General features: G+C 66.9%; 29 protein-coding genes and 1 pseudogene. 8 read left to right on the forward strand and 22 right to left on the reverse strand.

Annotated elements, in window-relative coordinates; genetic code table 11:
* Positions 1–120: 120 nt before the first annotated feature.
* Positions 121–912, reverse strand: a complete 792-nt coding sequence (locus NC4_RS35695) for a helix-turn-helix domain-containing protein (protein WP_084530102.1) — start codon at positions 910–912, stop codon at positions 121–123.
* 109 nt (positions 913–1,021) lie between these two features.
* On the opposite strand from NC4_RS35695, the gene NC4_RS41270 reads away from it, so the two are divergent.
* Entirely contained in the window at positions 1,022–1,417 is a 396-nt protein-coding gene (locus NC4_RS41270) for a nitroreductase family deazaflavin-dependent oxidoreductase (protein WP_067547993.1), read from the forward strand.
* Positions 1,418–1,479: 62 nt separating this feature from the next.
* Here the strand turns inward: NC4_RS41270 and NC4_RS35705 are convergent, their stop codons facing one another.
* The gene (locus tag NC4_RS35705; protein ID WP_067547996.1) at positions 1,480–2,841 is read right to left on the reverse strand and encodes a hypothetical protein; all 1,362 of its coding nucleotides are present in this window, start codon (positions 2,839–2,841) and stop codon (positions 1,480–1,482) included.
* A gap of 285 nt (positions 2,842–3,126) precedes the next feature.
* On the opposite strand from NC4_RS35705, the gene NC4_RS35710 reads away from it, so the two are divergent.
* Positions 3,127–3,744, forward strand: a complete 618-nt coding sequence (locus NC4_RS35710) for a hypothetical protein (protein WP_157555428.1) — start codon at positions 3,127–3,129, stop codon at positions 3,742–3,744.
* 39 nt (positions 3,745–3,783) lie between these two features.
* On the opposite strand, the gene rlmN is transcribed toward NC4_RS35710, so the two are convergent.
* Complete coding sequence (rlmN, locus tag NC4_RS35715; protein WP_067548002.1) at positions 3,784–4,896, reverse strand: dual-specificity RNA methyltransferase RlmN; 1,113 nt, start codon at positions 4,894–4,896, stop codon at positions 3,784–3,786.
* A 152-nt stretch (positions 4,897–5,048) separates the two neighbouring features.
* Between rlmN and NC4_RS35720 the strand changes: the two genes are divergently transcribed.
* Positions 5,049–5,363, forward strand: coding sequence for a LapA family protein (locus tag NC4_RS35720; RefSeq protein WP_067548005.1), 315 nt, complete (start codon positions 5,049–5,051; stop codon positions 5,361–5,363).
* Between the two features lie 116 nt (positions 5,364–5,479).
* Here the strand turns inward: NC4_RS35720 and NC4_RS35725 are convergent, their stop codons facing one another.
* The 4 genes from NC4_RS35725 to NC4_RS35740 all read right to left on the reverse strand — a co-directional run bounded on the left by NC4_RS35725 (position 5,480) and on the right by NC4_RS35740 (position 8,822).
* Entirely contained in the window at positions 5,480–6,391 is a 912-nt protein-coding gene (locus NC4_RS35725; RefSeq protein ID WP_439957586.1) for a phosphatidate cytidylyltransferase, read from the reverse strand.
* A 75-nt stretch (positions 6,392–6,466) separates the two neighbouring features.
* Positions 6,467–7,024, reverse strand: a complete 558-nt coding sequence (gene frr, locus NC4_RS35730) for a ribosome recycling factor (RefSeq protein ID WP_067548008.1) — start codon at positions 7,022–7,024, stop codon at positions 6,467–6,469.
* A gap of 36 nt (positions 7,025–7,060) precedes the next feature.
* Positions 7,061–7,795: a UMP kinase gene (gene pyrH / locus NC4_RS35735; protein ID WP_067548011.1), complete on the reverse strand. Its 735-nt coding sequence runs from the start codon at positions 7,793–7,795 to the stop codon at positions 7,061–7,063.
* An 88-nt stretch (positions 7,796–7,883) separates the two neighbouring features.
* Entirely contained in the window at positions 7,884–8,822 is a 939-nt protein-coding gene (locus NC4_RS35740; RefSeq protein WP_067548013.1) for a helix-turn-helix transcriptional regulator, read from the reverse strand.
* 126 nt (positions 8,823–8,948) lie between these two features.
* Here NC4_RS35740 and NC4_RS35745 point away from each other — a divergent pair, with 126 nt between their 5' ends.
* A complete protein-coding gene (locus NC4_RS35745) occupies positions 8,949–9,833 on the forward strand; it encodes an NmrA/HSCARG family protein (protein WP_067548017.1) in 885 nt (294 codons plus the stop codon).
* A 58-nt stretch (positions 9,834–9,891) separates the two neighbouring features.
* Positions 9,892–10,263: a cupin domain-containing protein gene (locus NC4_RS35750; RefSeq protein ID WP_218021386.1), complete on the forward strand. Its 372-nt coding sequence runs from the start codon at positions 9,892–9,894 to the stop codon at positions 10,261–10,263.
* Positions 10,264–10,423: 160 nt separating this feature from the next.
* On the opposite strand, the gene tsf is transcribed toward NC4_RS35750, so the two are convergent.
* From tsf to NC4_RS35770, 4 genes are all read right to left on the reverse strand, one after another.
* Positions 10,424–11,248 (reverse strand): translation elongation factor Ts, encoded by an 825-nt coding sequence (gene tsf, locus NC4_RS35755; RefSeq protein WP_067548020.1) that lies wholly within the window; start codon positions 11,246–11,248, stop codon positions 10,424–10,426.
* Between the two features lie 100 nt (positions 11,249–11,348).
* Positions 11,349–12,206 (reverse strand): 30S ribosomal protein S2, encoded by an 858-nt coding sequence (gene rpsB, locus NC4_RS35760; RefSeq protein WP_067548023.1) that lies wholly within the window; start codon positions 12,204–12,206, stop codon positions 11,349–11,351.
* 246 nt (positions 12,207–12,452) lie between these two features.
* Complete coding sequence (locus NC4_RS35765) at positions 12,453–12,782, reverse strand: DUF202 domain-containing protein (protein WP_067548026.1); 330 nt, start codon at positions 12,780–12,782, stop codon at positions 12,453–12,455.
* Entirely contained in the window at positions 12,779–13,138 is a 360-nt protein-coding gene (locus NC4_RS35770) for a YidH family protein (RefSeq protein WP_067548029.1), read from the reverse strand. Before NC4_RS35770 ends, NC4_RS35765 begins: the two co-directional genes overlap by 4 nt.
* A 205-nt stretch (positions 13,139–13,343) precedes the next feature.
* Here NC4_RS35770 and NC4_RS35775 point away from each other — a divergent pair, with 205 nt between their 5' ends.
* The 3 genes from NC4_RS35775 to NC4_RS35785 all read left to right on the forward strand — a co-directional run bounded on the left by NC4_RS35775 (position 13,344) and on the right by NC4_RS35785 (position 14,807).
* The gene (locus tag NC4_RS35775; protein WP_245722152.1) at positions 13,344–13,790 is read left to right on the forward strand and encodes a M23 family metallopeptidase; all 447 of its coding nucleotides are present in this window, start codon (positions 13,344–13,346) and stop codon (positions 13,788–13,790) included.
* Between the two features lie 33 nt (positions 13,791–13,823).
* On the forward strand, positions 13,824–14,339 hold the full coding sequence (locus tag NC4_RS35780) for a DUF1990 domain-containing protein (RefSeq protein ID WP_067548187.1): 516 nt from the start codon (positions 13,824–13,826) through the stop codon (positions 14,337–14,339).
* A gap of 126 nt (positions 14,340–14,465) precedes the next feature.
* Positions 14,466–14,807: an NIPSNAP family protein gene (locus NC4_RS35785; RefSeq protein WP_067548033.1), complete on the forward strand. Its 342-nt coding sequence runs from the start codon at positions 14,466–14,468 to the stop codon at positions 14,805–14,807.
* 116 nt (positions 14,808–14,923) lie between these two features.
* On the opposite strand, the gene NC4_RS35790 is transcribed toward NC4_RS35785, so the two are convergent.
* The 11 genes and pseudogenes from NC4_RS35790 to lepB all read right to left on the reverse strand — a co-directional run bounded on the left by NC4_RS35790 (position 14,924) and on the right by lepB (position 23,493).
* Complete coding sequence (locus tag NC4_RS35790; RefSeq protein ID WP_245722153.1) at positions 14,924–15,349, reverse strand: hypothetical protein; 426 nt, start codon at positions 15,347–15,349, stop codon at positions 14,924–14,926.
* Positions 15,350–15,471: 122 nt separating this feature from the next.
* Entirely contained in the window at positions 15,472–16,236 is a 765-nt protein-coding gene (locus NC4_RS35795; RefSeq protein WP_067548036.1) for a siderophore-interacting protein, read from the reverse strand.
* An 88-nt stretch (positions 16,237–16,324) separates the two neighbouring features.
* A complete protein-coding gene (locus tag NC4_RS35800; RefSeq protein WP_067548039.1) occupies positions 16,325–17,149 on the reverse strand; it encodes an N-formylglutamate amidohydrolase in 825 nt (274 codons plus the stop codon).
* Positions 17,124–18,047, reverse strand: coding sequence for a tyrosine recombinase XerC (locus tag NC4_RS35805; RefSeq protein WP_067548042.1), 924 nt, complete (start codon positions 18,045–18,047; stop codon positions 17,124–17,126). The genes NC4_RS35800 and NC4_RS35805 overlap by 26 nt, the downstream gene beginning before the upstream one ends.
* Positions 18,048–18,204: 157 nt before the next feature.
* Positions 18,205–19,359 (reverse strand): DNA-processing protein DprA, encoded by a 1,155-nt coding sequence (gene dprA / locus NC4_RS35810; protein WP_084530103.1) that lies wholly within the window; start codon positions 19,357–19,359, stop codon positions 18,205–18,207.
* Complete coding sequence (locus tag NC4_RS41980; protein ID WP_067548045.1) at positions 19,356–19,619, reverse strand: hypothetical protein; 264 nt, start codon at positions 19,617–19,619, stop codon at positions 19,356–19,358. The genes dprA and NC4_RS41980 overlap by 4 nt, the downstream gene beginning before the upstream one ends.
* Positions 19,616–21,125, reverse strand: a pseudogene (locus tag NC4_RS35820) (YifB family Mg chelatase-like AAA ATPase). Before NC4_RS35820 ends, NC4_RS41980 begins: the two are co-directional and overlap by 4 nt.
* Positions 21,126–21,482, reverse strand: coding sequence for a YraN family protein (locus NC4_RS35825; protein WP_067548196.1), 357 nt, complete (start codon positions 21,480–21,482; stop codon positions 21,126–21,128).
* A gap of 87 nt (positions 21,483–21,569) precedes the next feature.
* Positions 21,570–21,875 carry a DUF2469 domain-containing protein gene (locus tag NC4_RS35830; protein ID WP_011210678.1) on the reverse strand — a complete coding sequence of 102 codons (306 nt, stop codon included), beginning with the start codon at positions 21,873–21,875 and terminating at the stop codon, positions 21,570–21,572.
* Between the two features lie 43 nt (positions 21,876–21,918).
* Entirely contained in the window at positions 21,919–22,653 is a 735-nt protein-coding gene (locus NC4_RS35835) for a ribonuclease HII (RefSeq protein ID WP_084530104.1), read from the reverse strand.
* A 30-nt stretch (positions 22,654–22,683) separates the two neighbouring features.
* Positions 22,684–23,493 (reverse strand): signal peptidase I, encoded by an 810-nt coding sequence (gene lepB, locus NC4_RS35840; protein ID WP_439957587.1) that lies wholly within the window; start codon positions 23,491–23,493, stop codon positions 22,684–22,686.
* Positions 23,494–23,558 lie beyond the last annotated feature (65 nt).

The raw sequence follows: 23,558 nt of genomic DNA on the forward strand, positions 1-23,558 counted from the left end.
GCAACACCCGCACGTAAACTCATGACATCCCCCATGGCTTGTTCGTCGCACCCACTATCGACGACCCGCCACGAGCCTGTCTTGAACGAATGTTCCCCTGCCGCCGATGATCTCGGCGTCTCAGGGCTTGCCGAGCACTCCCGGCGTCATCCCGGCGAACTCCGACACTTCCCGATGTAGATGCGGCTGATCGGCGTAGCCGCACGCCACGGCTGCTTCGGCCGCGGACGTTCCCCGTATGAGCAGCTCGAACGCGCGCCGGAATCGGACCACCCGGGACGCGTGCTTGGGTGTCACCCCGATCTGCGCGATGAACCTCGACCACAGCCGCTTTCGGCTCCATCCGCAGTCCGCCGCCAGCTCCGTGACCGGTACCAGTCCCCGTCCCGCGACGAGGCGATGCCAGGTCGCGGCCACCTCCGCATCGGCCGCCCGCCGCGCGAACTGGCGCACGAGAAAGTTCGTCACCAAGGTGAAACGCTCATCCCATGCGGCCGTCTCGACAAGCTGGTCGCACAGCCGATCCCCCGCCCGCCCCCACAGGTCGTCCACCCCCACAATGGTGTCGCTCAACTCCTCCGGCGCCACCCCCAGCACCGAGTACGCCACCACCGGCGACAATCGCACCTTGATCCCGTCGATCCGCCCCCGCACGATGTGCGCACTCGGCGACATCCCCACCACATACCCGCCGAGACTCCGCCGCCCGGCCGAATTCTCCAGGCTGAGCCCCGTTTCCCCGCAGGTGAATGCCACAGTGACGGCAGGCAGCGCCACCGGCATCATCTCCACCTCGGCCCCCGCCCGATCCCGGAATCCCCCCATCTCGACCCCCGGCATCCCGACCCCGAACACCGGCCGCACCACTTCCCACCTGCTGGTGAGATCCCCCTCGGACACAATCGGCCGCACCCTATCGAGAGTAGAACCCCCACACCGTCTTTCCCAGTGCCCGCGCCGACCCGGATCCCGCGATTCCAATCCTTGTGCGCCAACCGAATTCCTGGTTTCGTCGAACGATATGGCTATCGACGATCGCGGCCCCCACTTCCTCCCCGAGGGCCTCAAACGCATCCAGAACCGCTATATCAACCCCGTAATCCGCCCCTTGGCCCCCTACCTCCCCGGCTTCGCCCTCCTCGAACACCGCGGCCGCAAATCCGGAGCCCCCTACACCACCCCCGTCAACATCATCCCCGCCCGCGGCCTCTTCATCGTCGTCCTGGGCCACGGCATCACCTACTGGACCCGCAATATCCTCGCCGCGGGCCACACCGAAGCCCGCACCACCTTCCGCCACCTACGGCTTACGAATCCCCGCGTAGTCACCCCAGCCACCCCCGACCGGACCCTCCCCCTCCTGGCCCGCGCCGCAGGCCGCAACCTGAGCCTCTTCGTCGCCGATATCGCCAGTTAGCGCCACGAGAATGGCAGTTGCAATTCGCCGCTACAGGCGACGGCCCCTGTTCCTTCGCGTGTTCACTCACCATCCGGGATGGACTCGAACGCCGCACGCACAGAGATGCCCAATCGGTGGGCGGCAGGAATCAGGCCGCCCCCCTCACCTGGATGCGGGCGGCCCGTGATGACTGCCTGAACAACCTCGGCACTGCGCCGACTCATCCGCGCGGATACATCCTCTGGAATATCTCGTGCGTCGTACACAAGGAACCGTCCATGGGAAAGATGAGTCTTGGGCTGCCACCCCAGGTTTCGTGCGGCCTGTCTCGCGACCTTGCGCAACGCGGCAAGACCATGACGTGCGATGATCGCCTCGGCCAGCGCAACATCCAGGACCAGTTCGCCGCCGAAGCCGCGGTTGTCAGGTTCCAATCCACTACGCATGTCGACTTGAAGGCAGTCCACGAGATGCTCGAACGACGGCGGCCCCCCAATCGAGGATTCGAGTTTCAGGCGCTCGACCAACTGCTGATGCCTGCGATTCGCGAGTTCATCGTCGAACGGATCGATACTTATAGAAGTTGTGGCAGAACGGATATCGACAGCATCCGTCATTCGAGGCTCCTCGCGGTCCGCATTGTCACGAGTTGCAGGCAGCTCGTCGAACACCTCGATGATCCATTCGACCGAGGCCGACCCCATACTTCCGTTTGCATGTGGTCGCTCATGTTTGAGATTTGTCCACACTGGATAGATGCGCGCCAACTTGCCCGCGTCAAATGCGTCCGACGCAATTTGCAGACCTTCATGTATGGGCCTCGCGGTGAAAATGTCGCCTTGGAGCTCGCCGATCACCCAGCTTGTCCACACGATTGACGGCTCCAACCCGTGCGGCGGCGTCCAACCCGATGGATGTGGATCGTCATAGCTGACGTGAGGCCTTTCTGTTCGCGCCTCCGGTTCCCACTCGAGCCGACCGTCGTAGCCTGCGACAATCTCCCAGCGCACCGCAAGATCGTCATTGCCGATGATGAGGTTGAACAACTCGTCGACACCGTTCCAACCAGCTGGAAGCTCATCCAACTCTGCGGGATACCAGTCCACAGGGTAGATGGGCCCTTGTTCGCCGTACTCTCCGAGCCGAGCATCTCCGCATCGGCTCCTGATGAACCGCTCGACCGAATCGGCGACCGCGGTTGGCATGCGGCCCAACGTTTCCCGCAACTGATGGTGGCCGACGTTGGATGGATCCTTACGCTCCGGATCAGCCAGATACATGTTCAGGTCGGTGATCAGGTCGTCAACCAGGGACAGGTGGTCACGTCCTACCGTTGTTTCCAGTTCCAGACCGTCGGCCCGCGCCCAGAATCCGCTTCGGCGGTTGACAGCGTATATATGAGCCTTGGAAGAGGTCCTGTGAGCCATGAATTGCTTAATCATGGTTAGGGTTTCAGCTTTCTCGCATGGCCGAACCGACACTCGCATGCACAGTCTGTGCAGCAACGCGAACTCGACACCGATCAGTAGCTATCGTCACCCGACCCACTGTCCGTATTGGCATGGCGTCCAACCCGGCATCTGCGGCCAGCAACGTGCCGAAGGTACCACGGAGGTACGCCGCACGGTAACGGTTCAGAAATTCACGGAAAGAGCCGAGCCACAGGGTGCCGCGAACCTATCGCCAGATTCACACGAAAAATGTTGCGGTACTGGATAATTGATACCGTGATGGAGATCCTGATACCAGTGATCGGCACTCTCAGTGGCGTGTTCGTCGCCAACATCATGACGCTTGCCGCGGGCAGTCGGCGAGCCCGTACGGACCGGGAAATCGCACACCGGCAGCTTGAAGCCCAATTGCGGCTTGCACAACAGCAGCACACAGCGCAACTGGAGATCGAACGCGAAAAGCAACGCAGGCAGGAGATCGATGAGGCATACGGGCAGCTCATGGTTTGGCTTCACGAGATGCAAGGCAGAATCGATGACATCTGGATCGCGGTCTACAGCGACGAACCGGATCTGATCGAGAGGGTCCGTAATGTTCTGCGAGACTGGCCCTTCGGAACCCTGAGACCCCCTCGTGAAGCAGCACCTACCCAGTACTACTGGAGCAGTAATGTGCGGAAGCTCGTCGCTTCCTTGGGTGGAGCCTCGTTCGACCTCACGTCATCTGCTACGGCAGTGCTGAACCCGCGCGAGTCACCACTGGCGGACGACCACCTCGCGTCACTGCGCGGCAGGGTCGGGAACAGCAGGGACGAACTCACCGCAATGATCATCCGCATCCACGAGGCTGTTGGCCGCGAGATGCGGGCCGAGGGTGGTGATCAGGGGTCATAGCGCACGTTGGGCGAGATCGGCTACAACGACCGGCGCGGCCTAACCTTCGGCGGCGAGCTGGCCGCAGGCGGCGGCGATTTCCTGGCCGCGGGTGTCGCGAACGGTGCAGGGGACGCCCTGTTCGTTGACACGGCGGACGAACTCGCGCTCAACGGGTTTCGGGCTGGCGTCCCACTTGCTGCCCGGAGTCGGGTTGAGGGGGATGAGGTTGACGTGGACTCGGGAACCCAGGGCCTTGTGGAGTTTCTTGCCGAGCATGTCGGCGCGCCAGGGGTGGTCGTTGATGTCGCGGATCAAGGCGTATTCGATGGAGACGCGGCGGCCGGACTTGTCGGCGTAATACCTTGCGGCGTCGAGGACTTCGGCTACCGACCAGCGGTTGTTGACCGGGACCAGGGTGTCGCGCAACTCGTCGTCAGGGGTGTGCAGAGAGACGGCGAGAGTCACCGAGAGGTCTTCGTCGGCGAGTTTGCGGATGGCGGGGGCCAGGCCGACGGTGGAGACGACCACATTGCGCTGGGAGATGCCCAGGCCGTCGGGGGCCGGGGAAGTGATGCGGCGGACGGCGTTCACCACGGGCTTGTAGTTGGCGAGCGGTTCGCCCATGCCCATGAAGACGATATTGGAGAGGCGGCCCGGGCCGCCGGGGACCTCGCCGTCGCGCAGGGCGGCCGCGGCGGCGCGGACCTGGTCGACGATTTCGGCGGTGGAGAGGTTACGGGTCAGGCCCGCTTGGCCGGTGGCGCAGAAGGGGCAGGCCATACCGCAACCCGCCTGGCTGGAGATGCAGAGGGTGGCGCGGTCCGGGTAGCGCATGAGGACCGATTCCAGGAGGGTGCCGTCACCGGCGCGCCACAGGGTTTTGCGGGTGGTGCCCTCGTCGCAGACGACGTGGCGGACCTCGGAGAGCAGGGGCGGGAAGAGGGCATCGCCGACCTTGGCGCGCATGGCCTCGGGCAGGTCGGTCATCTGGGCCGGATCGGCGACCAGGCGGCCGTAGTACTGCCGGGCGATCTGATCGGCGCGGAATTTGGGGAGCCCGAGCTCCTCGACCGCCGCCTTGCGCTCGGCCGCGTCGAGGTCGGCGAAGTGCCGGGGCGGCATGCCACGGCGCGGGGCGTTGAAAACGAGGGGTACGGGGGCGGCAGTCATAGTCCCTCCATGATTCCATCCGGAACCCGCGCGCGGGGCCGCGGGGTGAGATGCGCTGGTCACATTGACGGCAAACACCGGGCGTATGCGACATCACGGAGATAACTCGCAATATGCGTGCACCGGTCATAGCTATCGGCAATGATTCAGCTATGACCACCGCCGACGTACCAGCCTCGGGCGCGGATCCGGCCCCGAGCAAGCCGAAGCACAAGGGCGAAGGCGTTCTCAAAACCCGCGCGGGTTATGCGTGGATCGGCCTCGTCATCGCCGCCCTGCTGGGCATTCTCGTATTGATCTTCATCCTGCAGAACCTCGAACAGGCGCACGTGGAGTTCTTCGCGTGGACGTGGAACCTGCCCATCGGCGTCCTCGTCCTACTGGCGGTCTTCATCGGCGCGCTCTCCACAGCGCTCGTCGGCGGCTACCGCATCCTGCAACTCCGGCGGGCCGCCAAGAAGAACTGAGGGGTTCGAGACTTGACCCCCGCCCTGCCGCAGGGCTAAGGGAGTTTCGGGGGCCTAGCCCCCGTCTCTCCCTACAGCAGGGCTAAGGGGGTTTCGGGGGCTTAGCCCCCGCCTCCTTACAGCAGGGCTGTGAGTACCAACCAGGACACGAAGGCCGACGGCAGCATCGAATCGAGTCGATCCATGATGCCGCCGTGGCCGGGTAGCAACGTGCCCATGTCCTTGATGCCGAGCTCCCGCTTGATCTGGGACTCGATGAGATCACCGGTGGTCGCCACCAGCACGAGACCGACACCGAGCAGCACGCCGATCATGGAATTGGCCTGCAACAGCAGGGTGACGGTCAGCAGACCGCCTATGACGGCGAAGACCAGCGACCCGCCGAAACCCTCCCAGGATTTCTTCGGGCTGATGGCGGGAACCATCGGGTGCTTGCCAAACAGCACGCCCGCCACATACCCGCCGACATCCGAGCAGACCACCAGAATCATGAAGGTCAGCACTCGCAGATTGCCGTCCTCCTCCAGCAGGAGCAGCACGGCGAACGACGCCAGCAATGGCACCCACGCCAGTACGAATACGCTGATGGCGGTGTCGCGCAAGTAGTTTCGCGGCGTGGCCTGCAACCCGTGATCGAACAGCCGCCACACCATGAGCGCCAGCGCCAAGGTACCGAACGCGCCCAGCACGCCCTGCGGTCCCGCTGGCCAGGCCAGCCAGATAATGGCCTGCCCGCCCACCAGCAGCGGAATCCGCGGCACCAGCACATCGGCCTCGCGCAGCCGCTTGGCCACCTCCCAGGTCACCACCGCCATGGCCGCCGCGATGACCCCGATCAGAATCTTGGGCGCCCACAGCAGAATCGCGATGAGGGACAACCCCAGCCCGAAACCGACCCCCAGTGCGGCGGGCAGGTTTCGCCCCGCCTTGGACTTGGGTGCGCCCGGGGGCGCCTCCACGGGTCCCTCATCCGGCGTCACATCGCCGGTGGCGGCAGTCTCTTCGGCCACGATTGTCCCGTCGCTCACTTGTCGTCCGTTCGCCCTACCCCCGGTCGGCTGCCTCGCCGGACAACCGACCGTCCAGATTCGAACCGCCGGTCATCAGACCTCGAGCAGTTCGGCTTCCTTGTGCTTGACCAGCTCGTCGACCTGGCTCACATACTTCGCCGTGGTCTTGTCCAGTTCCTTCTCGGCGCGGCCGACCTCGTCCTCACCGGCCTCGCCGTCCTTCTGGATGCGGCCCAGCTCGTCCATGGTCTTGCGGCGCACGTTCCGGATGGCGATCTTGGCGTCCTCGCCCTTGGACTTGGCCTGCTTCACCATCTCGCGGCGCCGCTCCTCGGTCAGCTGCGGGACGATGACGCGGATGATGTGACCGTCGTTGGTGGGGTTCACCCCCAGATCCGAATTGCGGATCGCGGTCTCGATCTCCTTGAGCTGGGCCTGCTCATAGGGCTTGATGACCAGCATGCGCGGCTCCGGGGAGTTGATGCTGGCCATCTGGGTGATGGGGGTGGGCGACCCGTAGTAGTCCACGACGACCCGGTTGAACATGCCCGGATTCGCGCGACCGGTCCGAATGGAACCCAGGTCGTCCTTCGCCACCGAGACGGCCTTCTCGAACTTTTCCTCGGCGTCGAAGAGCGCTTCTTCAATCACGGCGATTCCTCCACAGCGTCATCGTTCTCTCGTCGGTCACGACCGGACCAGCGTGCCGATCTTCTCACCGGCGACTGCGCGGGCAATATTGCCCTTCGTCAACAAATTGAACACCAGCATGGGCATCTGGTTGTCCATACAGAGGCTGAACGCGGTGGCGTCGGCGACCTTCAGGCCGCGTTCCAGAACCTCTTTGTGGGTGACCTCGGTGAACATGGTGGCGGTCGGGTCGACCCGCGGGTCGTCGCTGAACACGCCGTCCACGGCCTTGGCCATGAGGACGACCTCCGCGCCGATCTCCAGCGCGCGCTGGGCGGCGGTGGTGTCGGTGGAGAAGTAGGGCATGCCCATGCCCGCGCCGAAGATGACGACGCGCCCCTTCTCCAGATGCCGCTTGGCGCGCAGCGGCAGATACGGTTCGGCGACCTGCCCCATGGTGATGGCGGTCTGCACTCGGGTGTCGATGCCCTGCTTCTGCAGGAAGTCCTGCAGCGCAAGGGAATTCATAACCGTGCCGAGCATGCCCATGTAATCCGAGCGGGCGCGGTCCATACCGCGCTCCTCGAGCTCCGCGCCGCGGAAGAAGTTGCCGCCACCGATGACCACGGCGACCTGCACGCCGTCCTCCACGACCTCGGCGATCTGCTCGGCCACGGTCTGCACCACATCGGGATCGAGACCCACGCGGCCGCCGCCGAACATCTCGCCACCCAGCTTGAGGAGCACTCGGCGATAGCCCTTGCGGTCGGGGGCCGTATCCGGGTCCGTCATCGGTCTCCTTTATCTCGGCAGTCGAGCGTGCGCACGCACATGAAAAGACCATCCCGGCGCGAAAATTGCGCGGGACGGCTACAAAGCTTCATCTATCCTGCCTCACGGGCGGTCCAGACGGTGAGCCGACCCTCGATACCGGTTCGGAATTGTCTCCTTCGCGCCTCGATTCGGCATCGGTGAGCAACGCGCCGACCCGCGCGAGCGCGTCCTCGGCGACCGGGACCTGCACCACCAGCAGCAATCCCGGATTCTCCACCGGACGGGTCTGGAACAATTCCAGCTCCACCTCACCGGCGTCGGGATGGCGCACCAGAATATTGGCGGGCCGGAAACGCCGGACCGGGTACTCCGACCACCACTGCCGGAACTCCGGGCTGGCCTCGCGCAATTCGGCGACCAGCGCGGTCAGGCGCGGATCCTCGGGCCTGCGGCCCATGGCGTCGCGTAACTGGCTCAGCACCGCCCGCGCCGCGCCTTCCCAGCGTGGCATGCGGAGGCGATTTCCGGTGTCGGTGAACATCATCCACAGCAGATTGCGGCGACCGGGCGGCAACTCCGCGGGATCGTGGCGCAGCAGCACATAAGCGCGGCTCCAGGCCAGATAGTCGAAGGCGGCGTCGTAGACCACGGCCGGATTGGGCAGGACGGCATCGACCAGGCGCTGCATACGGGCGCGATCGGCGGCGGCGCGCTCGTCGTCCGGTTCGGCGAAACCGGCGAGGAACCGCAGATGGCGATGCTCGTCCGGATCCAGCCGCAGGGTGCGGGCCAGGGCGTCGATGACCTGGCGGCTGGCCGTGACATCGCGGCCCTGTTCGAGCCAGGTGTACCAGGTCAGGCCCGCCCCCGAGAGCTCGGCGACCTCCTCGCGGCGCAGCCCGGGAGTGCGACGGCGGGACGGATCGCCGTAGACGGGTAGACCCACATCGGCCGGTTGCAGCCGGGACCGCTGCGACCGCAGGAACTCGCCGAGCTGGGCCCGCCTGCCCGGCCGCGAACCGTGAGCGTTTCCACCACTTACCATTTCGCGGCCCTCCCGCACGCCGAACCTGGGTAGCAGTATCGCTACCAGGACAGGGATGCGCCCGGCTTCTTACCGTGATTTTCAACGGAAACGAACGAATCATCCGGGAAATCAAGGGAGTACGACATGACCGCCAACAAAGGACCGATTCTGGTCATCGGAGCGACCGGGCGGCAGGGCGGGGCCACCGCCACCGCACTGCTCGAACGCGGCTGGCCCGTACGGGCTTTCGTGCGCGATCCGCAAGCGCCCAATGCGGTGGCGTTGCGGGAGGCGGGCGCGGAGCTCGCGGTGGGCGATCTCGACGACGAGGACTCGCTGCGCAAGGCCATGGACGGCGCGCACGGCGTCTTCCTCATGCTGACCATGATGTCCGGCGCGAATATCAGCCTGGCGGCGGTCGAGGACGAGAAGCGGCGCGGACGCCGGATCGCGGAACTGGCGGCGGAGATCGAGATCGCGCACCTGGTGTACAGCTCGCTCAGCGGCGTCCGCCAGGGCTCGGGCATCGAGTACTACGACGCCAAGGAGTACATCGAGGATCAGATTCTCGCCCTCGGGCTGCCCGCCACCATTCTGCGGCCGGTGCTGTTCATGGACAATTTCGCCACCTACAACCGGCCCGGCCGCGACGGCGACCACCTGGTGCTGTCGCTGGCCGTCGCCCCGGAGGTGCCGATGCCGCTCATCGCCATCGCCGATATCGGGAGGTTCGCGGCGCTGGTCTTCGATCGGCCCGACGAATTCCTCGGCCGCGCCGTGCAATTGGCGGGCGATATCCTGACGCCGCCGCAGATCGCCGCCAAACTGGCGGACGCGGCCGGTTTGACCCCGCGCACGGTGCAGATCCCCCTCGAGGCGATCCGCGCCTTCGACGAGCAGGTGGCGAAGATGTTCGCGTTCTTCAACACCCACCCGCACGCCGAGATCGACCTGGCCGGGCTGCGGGCGGCGCTGCCCGAGCTACAGGACCTCGACGGCTGGGTGCACGGCACCGGCTGGACCCTGTGAGGCGATCATGACCGATGGGCTGCTGCTCCCTCCCGGGGCCGGAACACGTTTACAGGCAATGACTTTGAAGGTCGGCGCGGACCGATCCGATACCTGGTCCGCCTTCGAGGCCGAGGTCCCGCCCGGATTCGACGTCGGCGCACACTGGCACGGCCACGCCGAGGAGCTGTTCTACGTCGTCGACGGCGAACTGGACCTCCTCGCTTTCCACCCCGCCGCCACCGCCATCGGCGACTGGCGAACCTGGGAGGCCGCCGACGGCACGCGGGTATTCCGCGGCGGCCCGGGCAGTTTCATGCACGTCCCGGCGGGCTGCCCGCACGCCTTCCACAATCCGGGCACGGAGACGGCGAAGCTGCTGTTCCTGGTCAGCCCGGCAGGCCACGAACGCTATCTCGCCGAGCTGACCGATCTGACCGTCTCGGGCTAGGCCACCCCGGAGGCGGTGGCCGAACTCCGCGTGAAACACGATATCCACCAATTGACGCCGCTACAGCACCATCCGCACGGGCATTGAACCCCGGCGGACACAAGAAAGACCCCCTGCGCAATCTCGTTGCGCAGGGGGCCTTTTCGACTTCAGCGGGCGATTACGCCTGGCCGACCTCGAAGCGCGCGAAACGGGTCACGGTGACACCGGCCTCGTCCAGCAGCGCCTTGACGGTCTTCTTGGAGTCGGTCACGGAGGACTGCTCCAGCAGGACGACGTCCTTGTAGAAACCGTTGACACGGCCCTCGACGATCTTGGACAGCGCGGCCTCCGGCTTGCCCTCCTCGCGAGCGGTCGCCTCGGCGATGGAGCGCTCCTTCTCGACTAGTTCGGCTGGAACGTCCTCGCGGGTCAGGTACTTGGCCTTGAGGGCCGCGACCTGCATACCGGCGGCGCGGGCCACATCGGCGGCGGCCTCGCCCTCACCGGTGTACTCGACCAGCACGCCGACGGCGGGCGGCAGGTCGGTGGCACGCTTGTGCAGGTAGGTGGCGACCGGGCCCTCGAGGGACACGACGCGACGCAGTTCGAGCTTCTCGCCGATACGGGCGGCCAGCTCCTGCACGGCCTGGTCGGCGGTCTTGCCGCCCAGGTCGACGGCCTTGAGGGCATCCAGATCGGCCGGGCGCACCTTGGCGGCGGCCGCGACGATGCTGTTGGCCAGCTCCTGGAACTCCGCGTTCTTGGCGACGAAGTCGGTCTCGGAGTTGATCTCGATCATGACGCCGTCCTGCGCGGCGACCAGGCCCTCGGCGGTGGCGCGCTCGGCGCGCTTGCCGACATCCTTGGCGCCCTTGATGCGCAGGACCTCGACGGCCTTGTCGAAGTCGCCCGCGGTCTCCTCGAGAGCCCGCTTGCAGTCCATCATTCCGGAGCCGGTGAGCTCGCGAAGCCGCTTCACGTCAGCGGCGGTGTAGTTCGCCATCTGGGGCGAGCCTCCTCAGTGTTGGTCTGTGGTGGTCACACCTTGCCGCCCGCTCCCGAACGGGAGGGGGCGGCAAGGTGAACAAACGCCGGAGCGTGGATCAGAAGTCGGCCGGGGTGGTCGCCGGGGGAACTTCCTTGAGCTCGGCCTCGGCGGCCGTCTCGACGGGGACTTCGGCGGCCGGGGCAGCCTGAGCCAGCAGCTCCTGCTCCCACTCGGCGAGCGGCTCGCCGGCGCCGGCCTCGGACTTGGCATCGCCGGTGGCACGGGCGGCACGCGCCTGCACGCCCTCGGCCACGGCCGAAGCCACGACCTTGGTCAGCAGGGCGGCGGAGCGGATGGCGTCGTCGTTACCCGGGATCGGGTAGTCGACCAGGTCGGGATCGCAGTTGGTGTCCAGGATCGCGATGACCGGGATGTTCAGCTTGCGAGCCTCGCCGACGGCGATGTGCTCCTTGTTGGTGTCGACGACCCAGATGGCCGACGGAACCTTGGCCATGTCCCGGATGCCGCCGAGGGTGCGCTCCAGCTTGGTCTTCTCACGCGTCAGCATGAGAATTTCCTTCTTGGTGCGTCCGTCGAAGCCACCGGTCTGCTCCATGGCCTCAAGCTCCTTGAGGCGCTGCAGACGCTTGTGCACGGTGGAGAAGTTGGTGAGCATGCCACCCAGCCAGCGCTGGTTGACGTAGGGCATCCCGACGCGAGTCGCCTCGGCCGCGATCGACTCCTGGGCCTGCTTCTTGGTGCCGACGAAGAGGACGGTGCCGCCGTGGGCAACGGTCTCCTTGACGAACTCGTAGGCCTTGTCGATGTAGGTCAGCGTCTGCTGCAGGTCGATGATGTAGATGCCGTTGCGGTCGGTGAAGATGAACCGCTTCATCTTCGGGTTCCACCGACGAGTCTGGTGGCCGAAGTGCGCGCCGCTGTCGAGCAGCTGCTTCATTGTTACGACAGCCATAGCTCCCGTAATTCCTTTCGTTGCTGGTTCGCACAGGGATCGGCTATCCCTGCCCTGGCGCCCACGGCCGCCGGACCCTCCGCAACAATTCAGGGGACCAGCCGGCGACCCTTGATCTGGGCGCGCGAAGTCGGTCTGCAATCCGCAAACCGCTGGACCAGTTTACGGGGCCGCAGCGCGGAGATGAAATCGGGGTTCGGGGCGACGATCGTGGCGCGCGAAGCCGGGCCGGGTGCAGCGCGCTGGTCAGGACAGATGCAATGCGTAGGCCAAGGCCATACCGAAGGCGGTCAGGACGACGCCGGTGACCGCGATTGCGACGAAGGTCACCGCGCGGGTGCCGTCACCCCAGTCGCCCTTCTTGTGCGAGTGCAGGACTCGGCTGCGGCGAACACAGACAACCGTCACGACCGCCAGCGCGGCGGTGGCGGCGAAACACAGGACGCTGACCGGCGGCCAGTCGGCGGCGAAACCCGCGTGCACGAAAAGCACCAGGTTGGCCATGGATCCAATGGCCGTTCGCCACCAGGCCAGGGCGGTCCGCTCGGCGGCCAGACCGGCTTCGGGGCTGGTCACGACAGCAGGAGCCCGATACTGGCCAGGACGGCGATGAGGGCGATGCCGAAGGCGAGGATGGGGACCATGACGGTGTGCGGCAGTTTGTCGCCGCGTTCCATGGCGGCCTGCACATGCTTCCAGCGGCCGTAGGCGCCGATGGCGACAATGGTGGCCAATACGATGCAGCCCATGGCGACCGCCGTGCGCGCACCATGATGCCGGAACGGGCGGACCAGTTCGTGCACCGCGACGCCACCGGCGAGCAGGCCGAGGGCGGTGCGCATCCACGCCAGGAAGGTGCGCTCGTTGGCGAGGGTGAAGCGGTAATCGATCGGTGCCGCTTCGGTTTCCGTGTTCGGCTCGGCGGAGCCCATGAACTGTGTCCTCCTGCTGCGGTGGTGCGCTACTGGTGCGGACGTGCTCTGTTCACATGCGCGGACGTTATCCACACTCGCCGATCACGGTATCCCTCGCGGCCGCACACAGGCGCACCCTGTGTCCATGCACCCGATCATGTCGAGGTTTCTCGCCCGATCATCCCCGCTCGCACCGGGGCTATTGCTCGTGTGCTCCCTGCTGATGGCCACCCCCGCCGCAGCAGCGCCCACAGGCGAATTCGACTGGCCGCTGCGCCCACGCCCCGCAGTCCTGCGCCCCTTCGACAAACCGCCCCAGAACTGGCTGCCCGGCCATCGGGGCGTCGACCTGGCGGGCAGCCCCGGACAACAGGTACTGGCCGCGGGCGCGGGAATCGTCGTCTTCGCGGGCAAGGTCGCGACCAAACCGGTTGTCTCGATCGACCACCCCGGCGGCCTACGCACCACCTACGAACCGGTGACAGCCTCGATTCCAGTGGGCCGCAGGGTCTCTCGCAGCACCTCCATCGGCGCCCTGGAACCCGGCCACGACGGCTGCCCGGCGCCCGCCTGCCTCCACTGGGGCCTCCGCCGCCACCACGACTATCTCGACCCACTCGCCTTGCTCCGCCAAGCCCCGATCCGGCTCAAACCGCTGTCCCCGGACTAGAGCCCACAACCGACACGGGACCAGGATGTGTATATGCCGCACGAGCCCACCACCCCGCAGTTCACCTATCCCGAGGTCGGCGCGACCGCGGGCGCTTTCCCGCCCGGCTATCACCAGTTCCGGCTACGCCGCCGCATCGGCTCGGGCCGGGCGCTGTTCGAGGAGGCGGGTTCGCAGATCCTCGCGTACCGAATGCAGAAGGGCACCGGCATCTTCCAACGGGCGAGCACCGCCACCGCAGAGCCGGGCACCGACCTGACCGTCTTCCTGGGCGTTAGGCCACTGGGTATCGCCGCCCCCTGCCGGGTGGTCTACGTCCTCGACGAACCCGACCGCCGCGGCTTCGCCTACGGCACCCTGCCCGGCCATCCGGAGAGCGGCGAGGAGTTGTTCGCCGTCGAATACGACCCGGCCGACGATTCGGTCCACGGCATCGTCGCCGCCTTCTCCCGCCCCGGCACCTGGTACACCCGGCTTGGCGGCCCGATGGTCCGGCTCATCCAACGCTGGTTCGCGGGCCGCTACATCGACACCCTCCTACCGCGCTGATCAGACCGTCTGAGGCCGGACGGCACCTCGTACGGCCGCACCACACCTCCCCGCGGTCGTGACTGCCTGCGGCCGAATACAATTCGGGCCGCTTGCGTGTCACCCACCACGGCTAGGGTCACCGCCATGATCATCGAGATCCGCACGTATCGCCTCGTGCCCGGCACTCGCGACGATTTCGTGGAGGTGATGCGCAACGAGTCGGTTCCGCTGCTGCGTGAGTATGGCATCGACGTGGTCGATTGCGGCGCTTCGCTCGTCGACGAGGACGGCCATGAGGAGGCGTACCTCATCCGGGCATTCGCATCCCGCGAGGAGCATCGGCGGCAGGAGGACAGGTTCTACGCCAGTGCGCAGTGGCGCGACGGGCCACGCGAGGCGATCGTGTCCCGCATCGAGAGCTACCACGCCATCGTCATCGTCATCGAAGCCTCGGACGATGCCGTGGCAGCCCTCCGCAGCCAATAGCCCGGAGACGGCCGGTAGTCCAGAGACGGAGGTAGCCCGGAGGCGGGGATAGCCCGGAGGCGGAGGGCACTTCCGTCACGGGTCGTCGCGATGCACGCTCAGCGCGGCCGGACCGATCACGTTGCGGCGCTGGGCTGATCGCCGTCGATCAGGGTTGTCAGGGCGGCCGCCTCGGCGCGTAGGGTGGCAGCGCGGTCGGATCCGCCGTTGAGGCCGTCGTATTCGGCTGCGACGGTGAGCCGTTCGGCGATTTCGGCGCGCACGATGGAGTCGATTTCCGCCTCGGTCAGGTGTTTGCGTGGGCGCTCGGCCGCGCCGAGGCCCGCCGCGCTGGTTTCGATGGCACCGGCGGTCACATCCGAGGCGTCGACGGCTTCGGCATTGTCGATGGCGGCCAGCGTGGCGCGCACCGCGGCGACGGCGGCACGATCGCGCGCCTTCGTGGCACGAGGCAGTGCGCCGCGCAGGGATTCGCGCAGCGGCACCGCCGCGACGGTGGACGGGTCGTCGACGCTACGGCTGGGCGGGTTGTCGGCGGTCATGATCATCGACGCTACGGCCCGGCCGTACCTGCGTCGAACTCATTTCAGGCGTGCCGCCCGCGTCGATGGCTCGGTTCCCGCGCCCGGTGCGGGCGCGGGGGCACGGCGGCCGTGGCGACGCCTCAGACTCCTGCCGGGGCGGCCTTCTCGCGTTCGGCGAGATCGGACTTCCACTGGCGGAAGCCTTCTTCGGTGCGGCCGCGACGCCAGTAGCCGGAGATGGAGGAGGCCCATTCGGCGGGGATGCCGCGTTCCTTGCGGATGTAGGGGCGGATGCGGTGCATGACGGCATTGGCTTCGCCGTGGACGAAGACCTGCACCTGTCCCTCGCACCACGGCTCCGCGAGTACCGCATCGGCCAGTTTCGCGCCGGGCTCGGCGTCGCCCCGGTACACCCAGGTCAGCTCGACACCCTCGGGATGCTGGAAGGTGAGTTCGTCTGCGGGACCGCCGATTTCGACGAAGACACGACCCACGGAGTCCAGGGGCAACGCGCCGCAGGCGGCGGCGATGGCGGGCAGGGCGGATTCGTCGCCCGCGAGCAAGTGCCAGTCGGCGTCGGAGCGCGGGGCATATGCGCCGCCGGGGCCCAGCACATCGATGGTGTCGCCCGGCTCGGCGCGCGCCGCCCACGGACCCGCAACGCCCTCGTCGCCGTGGTAGACGAAGTCGATGGCGATCTCCTGCGCGGCGGGGTCCACCGACCGCACGGTGTAGGTGCGCATGGTCTCGCCGTCGGGGCCCGGGAAGACCAGCTTCACGTAGGCGTCGGTGAACCCGTTGGGCTGGAAGGTCGCGAAGCCGGGACCGCCCAGGTGGACGCGAATCAGATGGTCGGTCAGCTGGATCGTGTTCTGAACCACGAGGGTCGTACGAGCGCGTGCCAAAAGGAACACCTCCAAAATTAGGGTTACCTAAGTGAAGGTACCACAGCATTTCCGATAGGTCGTCGATACAGTCTCGATATGACGATGGTCACGATATGCGCGCTATGAGCTCGCCGAGTGCCGCGGCGAGCCGCGCATGCCCGGGCCCGGCTGGTCCGCCCGGTTCGGTCATGTAGGTATCGCGGCGGATCTCCAACATCACGGCGGTGACGCGGGGGTCCTTGCCATAGAAGTCCAGCGGGACATATGTACCCGCGAACGGACTATTTATGCCCACAACACCGAACTCGGCGAAAATCTTTCCGACGAGGGCGGTCAGTTCCGGTGCGGTGTGGAATTCGTCGACACCCAGGCAGATGGATGGGCGGGGGCCGTCGCCGTGTAGCTCGTAGGGCAGCCGCCGGGTCGGGTAGGAGTGGACGTCGATGACGACGGCCCGGCCCGTGGCCGCGAGGCGCGCGGCGACCAGGTCGGTCATCGCCCGGGCATAGGGATGGAAATAGCGACCGAGCAGTGCGGCATCGTCGAAATCGCTGGGCCGCAAGGGGATACGCTGCGTCGTCCGCGTGTACACCGCGCCCATGCCGACGGCCGCCATCTCCTCCCGGTCGTCCGGGAAGCGTTCTGGGTCGACGACCAGGCGCGATAAACGATTCACGAACTGCCAGGGCCGACATTCGGCCCGGTCGGCGGCGATCGCGGCGAGCCGCGCGGTGTGCGCGTCGGTGATGTGGTCGAGTTCCGCGTCCAGGGCGGCGTCATCGAGCAGGATCCCGGCCCGTACCGCGGGCGGAATCTCGCGCGCGGAGTGCGGAACATGCAGGATCACCGGCGATTCGGGCGCGCCGGGCGCCAACTCGACATTGTCGGGAACCGGCCTCGCCGGATCAGGCGCGTGGGTGTGCTTGGTCATGAACCTTCTTGAGGCGATCGATGGAGACATGCGTGTACAGCTGTGTCGTCGCCAGACTGGCATGCCCGAGGATCTCCTGCACCACCCGCAGATCAGCGCCCCCTTCCAACAGGTGCGTGGCCGCCGAATGCCGCAACCCGTGCGGCCCCATGTCCGGCGCCCCCGGAATCGCCGAAACCACCTCGTGCACAACGGTCCTCGCCTGCCGCGGATCCAGCCGCCGCCCCCGCCGCCCCAGCAATAGCGCCCGCCCCGACCCGGCATTGGCGAAGGCGGCCCGCCCACCCCCCAGCCAAGCCTCGAGCGCCTGATCCGCGGGCCCCCCGAACGGCACCGCCCGCTCCTTGTTCCCCTTCCCCAGCACCCGCACCACCCGCCGCTCCCGATCCACATCCTCGATATCGAGCCCGCACAACTCGCTCACCCGAATCCCCGTCGCATACAACATCTCCACGATCAACCGATCCCGCACCGCCATCGGATCCCGCTGCGCCGCCCCCGATTCCGCGGCCTCCATGGCCGCCCGCACCTGCTCCTTCCCCAATACCGACGGCAACACCCGATGCGCCCGCGGCGACCCCAACCGCGGCCCCGGATCCACGCTCACCCGCCCCGTATGCGCCAACCACCCGGTAAACGTCCTCGCCGACGACGACCGCCGCGCCACAGTGGTCCGCGCCGCCCCCTCCGCCGCCTGCTCCGCCAGCCATGACCGCAACAACCCCAGATCCACCTCCCCCACCCCGGAGTCCGCCCCCCTCCCCAGCAAATGCTCCAACAACGACCGCGCATCCCCCACATAAGCCCGAACCGTATGCTCCGACCGATTCCGCCCCAACCTCAAGTGCCGCCCGTACTCGACCAGCAACGCCTCCAAATCCTCAGGCAGCTCACTCATCCCACCCACGCTCGTCCCCGCACCGCCCCGAAGCAAGCCCCCGCGCCGTGTACAGCGCCGATGAGGATCCGCAGTCCGCACGGGCGGTTCCTACGGCGGTAGGAAATGAGCGGTCCGCCCGTGCGACTGCTGTGGGGTTCGATGGATTGTCATCGGCTCATATCTGCCCTCCTTTCGGTTGGGCCATTCGGTGCCAACCGTTTTCGTCGCAGCCGATCAGACCTGCCAGTTCCAGGGCCGAGAGGGCCGCCCGGGTAGCGGGAATCGTCAGCCCGGCGGCTTCGGCCAGCGATCGGGGCAAGCGGGAATCGGTAGACGGGAGCGCGGCGTAAACCAGGGATTCGCCGCCGGTCAGGTTGTCCTCGGGACTGGGTGGGACTGCGCCGGGAAGGGAGAGGCGGAGCGGGCCCGCCTCATCGAGGACTTCTTCGGCGGTGGTGACGATGAAGGCTTCGCCCTCCCGGATCATGCGGTGGCAGCCGACGGAGGCAGCCGAAGTAATGGGGCCGGGGACGGCGAGGGCCGGGCGGCCCAGGCGGCGGGACCATTTCACGGTATTGCGCGCGCCGCTGCGGGCGCCCGCCTCGACGACCACGACGGCGTCGGCGAGCGCGGCAATGAGGCGGTTGCGGGCCAGGAAGTGGTGCTTCCTGGCGCTGGTGCCGGGTGGATATTCGGTGATTACCAGACCGGAATCGGCGATTTCAGCCAGGAGATGGTCGTGTTGGACCGGGTAGGGACGGTCGGGACCACAGGCCAGCACGGCGATGGTGAGACCACCGACGGACAGCGCGGCCCGGTGGGCCATACCGTCGATACCGAATGCCGCCCCCGAAACGATCGTCCACCCCCGCATGGCCAACTCCCCCGCAATGTCCCCGGTGGCGTGATTGCCATAACCGGTACTGCAGCGAGCACCCACCACCGCAATGGCCTGCTCGGTGCACTCGACGAGAGAGCGCTGCCCGCGAACCCACAAAACCAGTGGCACCGCCGCCGCCTCATCACGCTCCGGATCGAGCTGTCCGAGGCCGAGCATCCGCCAGGCAGGCCACTCGGCATCATCAGGAGTCACAACCCTCCCGCCCAACCGTGCGATATGGGCCAAATCCCGCTCGGCACGATCGATTCCGCGCCGCAACTCGGTCGGCCCCCGCAGCGATTCCGGCAGCGCACACTCCCGCACCGCCCGCGCCGCCTCCACCACCCCGACCGACTCGACCAGCGCCGACAGCGCCGCACACGGCCCCTCCACCACCCGCGACAGATACACCCACGCCAACCGCCGTTCATCGGCATCGGTTTCGCTCATGCGGCACCTCGTTTCGGGAAGTCGAACGCCTCCAACACATCCACAGCGGCCGTGGACCCGCCGCTGACAGCGGGTGAGCTTCGGCCGTCAACCTGAACGAGCCAGCGCTCGGCCAGCCAGCCGCCCAGATCCCAGACGGTCCAACCGATTCGAATGGCTCGGTCTGCCACGGCCGACAGCAGGACCTGGGGCCCTCGGCCACGGTCGTCGATGTCCGGCTCTATCACGCGCAAGGCGGAGATCCTGGGCAATCCGCTCATGCGACACCTCTTTGGCGGAAGTTCAAGGCTTGCAGAATGTCTTGGGCAGTGGGGGGGGTCGCCGCCGCGTAGGTCGCAGACCGTCCAGGCGACTCGGATGGCTCTGTCGGCGCCGCGGGCTGACATACGGCCGTGTTTGAGGGCGTTTTCTACGGGGGCGAGGGCTTCGCGGGGGAGGCGGAAGCGTTGACGGAGAATGTGGCCCGGGACTTCGGCGTTTGTGGACATGTTCAGTTCGGCCCAGCGTTTGTTCGCTGCTTCGCGGGCTGCTGTGACTCGGGCGCGGACGACTTCGCTGCTTTCCGTCTCTTCGGCGGTGAATGCCCCTGCGGCCTGGGCGTGCATTTGGACTGCCAGGTCGATGCGATCCATGAGGGGGCCGGACAGTTTGCCGAGGTAGCGACGGCGGGCCAGCGGTGCGCAGATGCAATCGATATCGCGGGCGGGGGCGCACGGGCAGGGCTTCGCGGCGAGGACCAGTTGGAATCGAGCGGGGTAGCGCACCACACCGTCGCGGCGAGCTATGCGGACTTCGCCCTCCTCCAGGGGAGTTCGCAGCGCTTCCAGGACCTTCGTGCTGATCTCGGCGCACTCGTCCAGGAACAGGACCCCTCGATGGGCGCAGCTCACGGCGCCGGGGCGGGCCGAGCCGGAGCCGCCGCCGATCATCGACGCGACCGAGGACGAGTGGTGGGGCGCTACGAACGGTGGGGCGGTGATCAGGGGGTAGTCGTCCGACAGCGTGCCCGCCACCGAGTGGATGGCCGTCACTTCCAGGGAGTCTCGTTCCCGCAGTTGTGGGAGCAGGCTGGGAAGGCGTTGTGCCAGCATGGTTTTGCCGATCCCGGGTGGGCCGGTGAGCAGCAGATGGTGGCCGCCCGCGGCGGCGACTTCCAGGGCCCAGCGGGCTTCGTCCTGGCCGACGACCTCGCTGAGGTCGCCATTGGTGCGGATCGGCGTCGCCTCCACGGGTTCGGGGCGGGTGAGCTCTCCCCCGCCACGCAGCCAATCCACCAGTTCGGTGAGGGTCGAAGCGCCGAGAACGCGAACACCATCGACGAGTCCGGCCTCGGGCAGGGCCGCAGTCGGCACGATCACCGTCTTGCGACCAGCATTGCGCGCCGCGATCACCGCGGGCAGGATGCCGCGGACGCGGCGTACCCGGCCGTCCAGCGCGAGTTCGCCCAGCAGCACGGTGTCACCCAGCCGATACGACGGAATCGACCCGGCGGCATCCAGTACGGCGGCCGCGAGAGCCAAGTCGTAGACGCTGCCAACCTTGGGGAGGGTGGCGGGGGACAAGGCGAGGATCACTCGGCCGTCGGGCCACTTCTCCCCGGTGTTCGTGACCGCGGCGCGGACTCGGTCGCGAGATTCCTGCAATACGCTGTCCGGCCGCCCGACCAGGTGGACCGACGGCAGGCCCTGGCCGATATCGGCCTCGATTTCGACCAATTGGCCGTCAACCCCGGTGACCGCGACCGAGAACGCCTTCCCCAAGGGCATTCAGAACACCGCCTCAAGGTGCTCGATCACCGGATCCTGGCCCGGGCGCAGCAGCACCGACACCACGTCGAACCGGACCCGCAGCCACGGCCCGTCCTGTTCGGCCAGCCACAGCAGGGCCAGCCGCCTTATTCGTCGCTGTTTGTCGAAGGTGACGGCTTCGGCGAGTGGGCCGAACCCGAGGCCGCGACGAGTCTTCACCTCGATGAAGCAGGTGATCCCGTGATCGCGGGCGATCAGGTCCAGTTCGCCGTAGCGGCACCGCCAGTTGCGGGCAATGATCTCCATACCGGCCTCGCGCAGGTACTGCGCGGCCAGTTCCTCCCCGTGCGCGCCGAGCGCGAGATTGCTTGCCATGGACGCCAGCATGGCCGGACCCGTGCTCGGGCCCGGCCATACCGACCTGGGAAAACAGAAAACCTGTGGATAACGAGGGGTTGTGGATTACTCCGGAAGCCGCAGGTCGGGCTTCTCCAACTCCTCGATATTCACATCCTTGAACGTGATGACGCGAACGTGCTTCACGAAGCGTGCGGGCCGGTACATGTCCCATACCCATGCATCCGACATGCGCACTTCGAAGTACACCTCGCCATCGGCGTTCTGCGGTCGCAGTTCGACGGAATTGGCGAGGTAGAAGCGGCGCTCGGTCTCCACCACGTACGAGAACTGACCGACGATGTCCTTGTACTCGCGGTACAGCGAGAGTTCCATCTCGGTTTCGTACTTCTCGAGGTCCTCGGCGCTCATCGGGTGGAACGTCCTCCTTATCGCCACACTGGTGGTAGAGCCATCATCCCGCATACGCGGTATCGGTAGCCACTCGGCCGGTCTCCCGCACGTTTCGCCAGGACCGCCGGTGCTCACTGGTGACGCCCAGACGCTGCATCGCCTCGGTGTGCTCCGGCGTGTTGTAGCCCTTGTGCCCGGCGAAACCGTAGCCCGGGAACTGCTCGTCCATCGCCACCATCATCCGGTCCCGGGTCACCTTGGCCAGGACGCTGGCCGCCGCGATACACGCCGCGGACGCATCCCCGCCGATCACCGGCAGTGACGGCACCGGAATGCCGGGCACCCGGAAGCCGTCCGTCAGAACGTACCCGGGCACCGGGTCGAGTCCGGCCACCGCACGCCGCATGCCCTCGATATTGGCCACGTGAATGCCGATGAGGTCGATCTCCCAGGCCGGGATCACCACGACCTCCCAGGCCAGCGCGAGCCGCTTGATGACCGGGAACAGCTCTTCGCGCACGTTCTCGGTGAGCTTCTTGGAATCGTCGAGCCCGGCGAGGGCGGTATGCGCCTTGGGCGCCAGCAAACAGGAAGCAACAACCAGCGGCCCCGCGGACGCGCCGCGACCCGCCTCGTCGACGCCCGCGACGGGCCCCAGCCCGCTGCGGATGAGCGCCGCCTCGAGCGTGCGTAGACCGCCCGCCTGGCGCATGACCACGCGCGGGGGCCAGTCACCACGTTCGATCCGCTGAATCTTCTTGCCGCCCGGCCGCTTCCGGGCCGCACCGTTCGCCATCTTCCCCACCGGTCGATTATCTCGCAGTGCTCAGTTGGTCTGGGGGTCCTGGGAGCGGACCAACCCGATCCGGCTCGGCGGCCAGATCTTCCATATGGCTTTACCACGCACGTCCGACACCGGAACGGTGCCCTGTAGCTCATCACCCATGTGATAGCGGGAATCGGCCGATTCGCGGCGGTTGTCGCCCATGACCCACAGATTGCCCTCCGGCACGGTCACCGGACCGAAGGCCCGGCCGCCCGCATTGAACGGCACATCCGGCCGCGCCGGATCGAAGGGGTTGTTGCGCTTGGGATCGACATACGGCTCGTCGAGCGACTTCCACTCCGCGCCCGGCTTGTCCTCGCGCACCATGATCCGTCCTTCGGCGTCGCAGCATTTGACCTGCTGCCCGCCCACCGCGATCACGCGCTTGACCAGATCGTTCTCGTCCGGCGGCACCAGCCCGAAGAAGGACAGGAAGTTCTGGACGCCGCGCACGGCCGCATTCGAGGAGCGGATGGACCGGTAGTGCTTGTTCCAGTCGTCGGTCGGCCCGACGAACACCACCACGTCACCCGGCTGCGGATCGCCGAAGTAGTAGCTCAGCTTCTGCACGTAGATGCGGTCGCCGGTGCAACCCGCGCACCCGTGCAGGGTGGGTTCCATGGACTGCGACGGAATCACGTAGGGCCGCCCGATGAACGTCACTACCAGGGCCGTGATGACCGCCGCGATACCGATCAGCATCGGCAGTTCCTGCCAGAACGGACGCTGCTTCTTCTTGGGCTTGGCCTGCTCCGCCCGACCGTCGTCATCCGACCCGGACACCGCTACCGCCTCGCTCTCGTCTGCCACCGGAACAGAGTAGCCCGGCACCGCAGAAAACCACGCGGTGCCGGGCTACTCGGCATTCGGAGTGA

This window comes from Nocardia crassostreae (assembly GCF_001613405.1).
Lineage (GTDB): Bacteria > Actinomycetota > Actinomycetes > Mycobacteriales > Mycobacteriaceae > Nocardia > Nocardia crassostreae.

What these genes read in the sequence shown, in the direction of transcription:
- tsf (WP_067548020.1), bottom strand. Translation starts at nt 11,248, where the DNA reads ATGGCGAACTACACCGCCGCTGACGTGAAGCGGCTTCGCGAGCTCACC.
- NC4_RS35750 (WP_218021386.1), top strand. Translation starts at nt 9,892, where the DNA reads ATGACTTTGAAGGTCGGCGCGGACCGATCCGATACCTGGTCCGCCTTC.
- NC4_RS35720 (WP_067548005.1), top strand. Translation starts at nt 5,049, where the DNA reads ATGACCACCGCCGACGTACCAGCCTCGGGCGCGGATCCGGCCCCGAGC.
- NC4_RS41270 (WP_067547993.1), top strand. Translation starts at nt 1,022, where the DNA reads ATGGCTATCGACGATCGCGGCCCCCACTTCCTCCCCGAGGGCCTCAAA.
- NC4_RS35785 (WP_067548033.1), top strand. Translation starts at nt 14,466, where the DNA reads ATGATCATCGAGATCCGCACGTATCGCCTCGTGCCCGGCACTCGCGAC.
- NC4_RS35790 (WP_245722153.1), bottom strand. Translation starts at nt 15,349, where the DNA reads ATGACCGCCGACAACCCGCCCAGCCGTAGCGTCGACGACCCGTCCACC.
- NC4_RS41980 (WP_067548045.1), bottom strand. Translation starts at nt 19,619, where the DNA reads ATGAGCGGATTGCCCAGGATCTCCGCCTTGCGCGTGATAGAGCCGGAC.
- NC4_RS35835 (WP_084530104.1), bottom strand. Translation starts at nt 22,653, where the DNA reads ATGGCGAACGGTGCGGCCCGGAAGCGGCCGGGCGGCAAGAAGATTCAG.
- NC4_RS35780 (WP_067548187.1), top strand. Translation starts at nt 13,824, where the DNA reads ATGCCGCACGAGCCCACCACCCCGCAGTTCACCTATCCCGAGGTCGGC.
- NC4_RS35830 (WP_011210678.1), bottom strand. Translation starts at nt 21,875, where the DNA reads ATGAGCGCCGAGGACCTCGAGAAGTACGAAACCGAGATGGAACTCTCG.
- NC4_RS35825 (WP_067548196.1), bottom strand. Translation starts at nt 21,482, where the DNA reads ATGGCAAGCAATCTCGCGCTCGGCGCGCACGGGGAGGAACTGGCCGCG.
- NC4_RS35775 (WP_245722152.1), top strand. Translation starts at nt 13,344, where the DNA reads ATGGCCACCCCCGCCGCAGCAGCGCCCACAGGCGAATTCGACTGGCCG.
- NC4_RS35745 (WP_067548017.1), top strand. Translation starts at nt 8,949, where the DNA reads ATGACCGCCAACAAAGGACCGATTCTGGTCATCGGAGCGACCGGGCGG.
- NC4_RS35705 (WP_067547996.1), bottom strand. Translation starts at nt 2,841, where the DNA reads ATGATTAAGCAATTCATGGCTCACAGGACCTCTTCCAAGGCTCATATA.
- pyrH (WP_067548011.1), bottom strand. Translation starts at nt 7,795, where the DNA reads ATGACGGACCCGGATACGGCCCCCGACCGCAAGGGCTATCGCCGAGTG.
- NC4_RS35800 (WP_067548039.1), bottom strand. Translation starts at nt 17,149, where the DNA reads ATGACCAAGCACACCCACGCGCCTGATCCGGCGAGGCCGGTTCCCGAC.
- rlmN (WP_067548002.1), bottom strand. Translation starts at nt 4,896, where the DNA reads ATGACTGCCGCCCCCGTACCCCTCGTTTTCAACGCCCCGCGCCGTGGC.
- rpsB (WP_067548023.1), bottom strand. Translation starts at nt 12,206, where the DNA reads ATGGCTGTCGTAACAATGAAGCAGCTGCTCGACAGCGGCGCGCACTTC.
- NC4_RS35740 (WP_067548013.1), bottom strand. Translation starts at nt 8,822, where the DNA reads ATGGTAAGTGGTGGAAACGCTCACGGTTCGCGGCCGGGCAGGCGGGCC.
- NC4_RS35770 (WP_067548029.1), bottom strand. Translation starts at nt 13,138, where the DNA reads ATGGGCTCCGCCGAGCCGAACACGGAAACCGAAGCGGCACCGATCGAT.
- NC4_RS35805 (WP_067548042.1), bottom strand. Translation starts at nt 18,047, where the DNA reads ATGAGTGAGCTGCCTGAGGATTTGGAGGCGTTGCTGGTCGAGTACGGG.
- dprA (WP_084530103.1), bottom strand. Translation starts at nt 19,359, where the DNA reads ATGAGCGAAACCGATGCCGATGAACGGCGGTTGGCGTGGGTGTATCTG.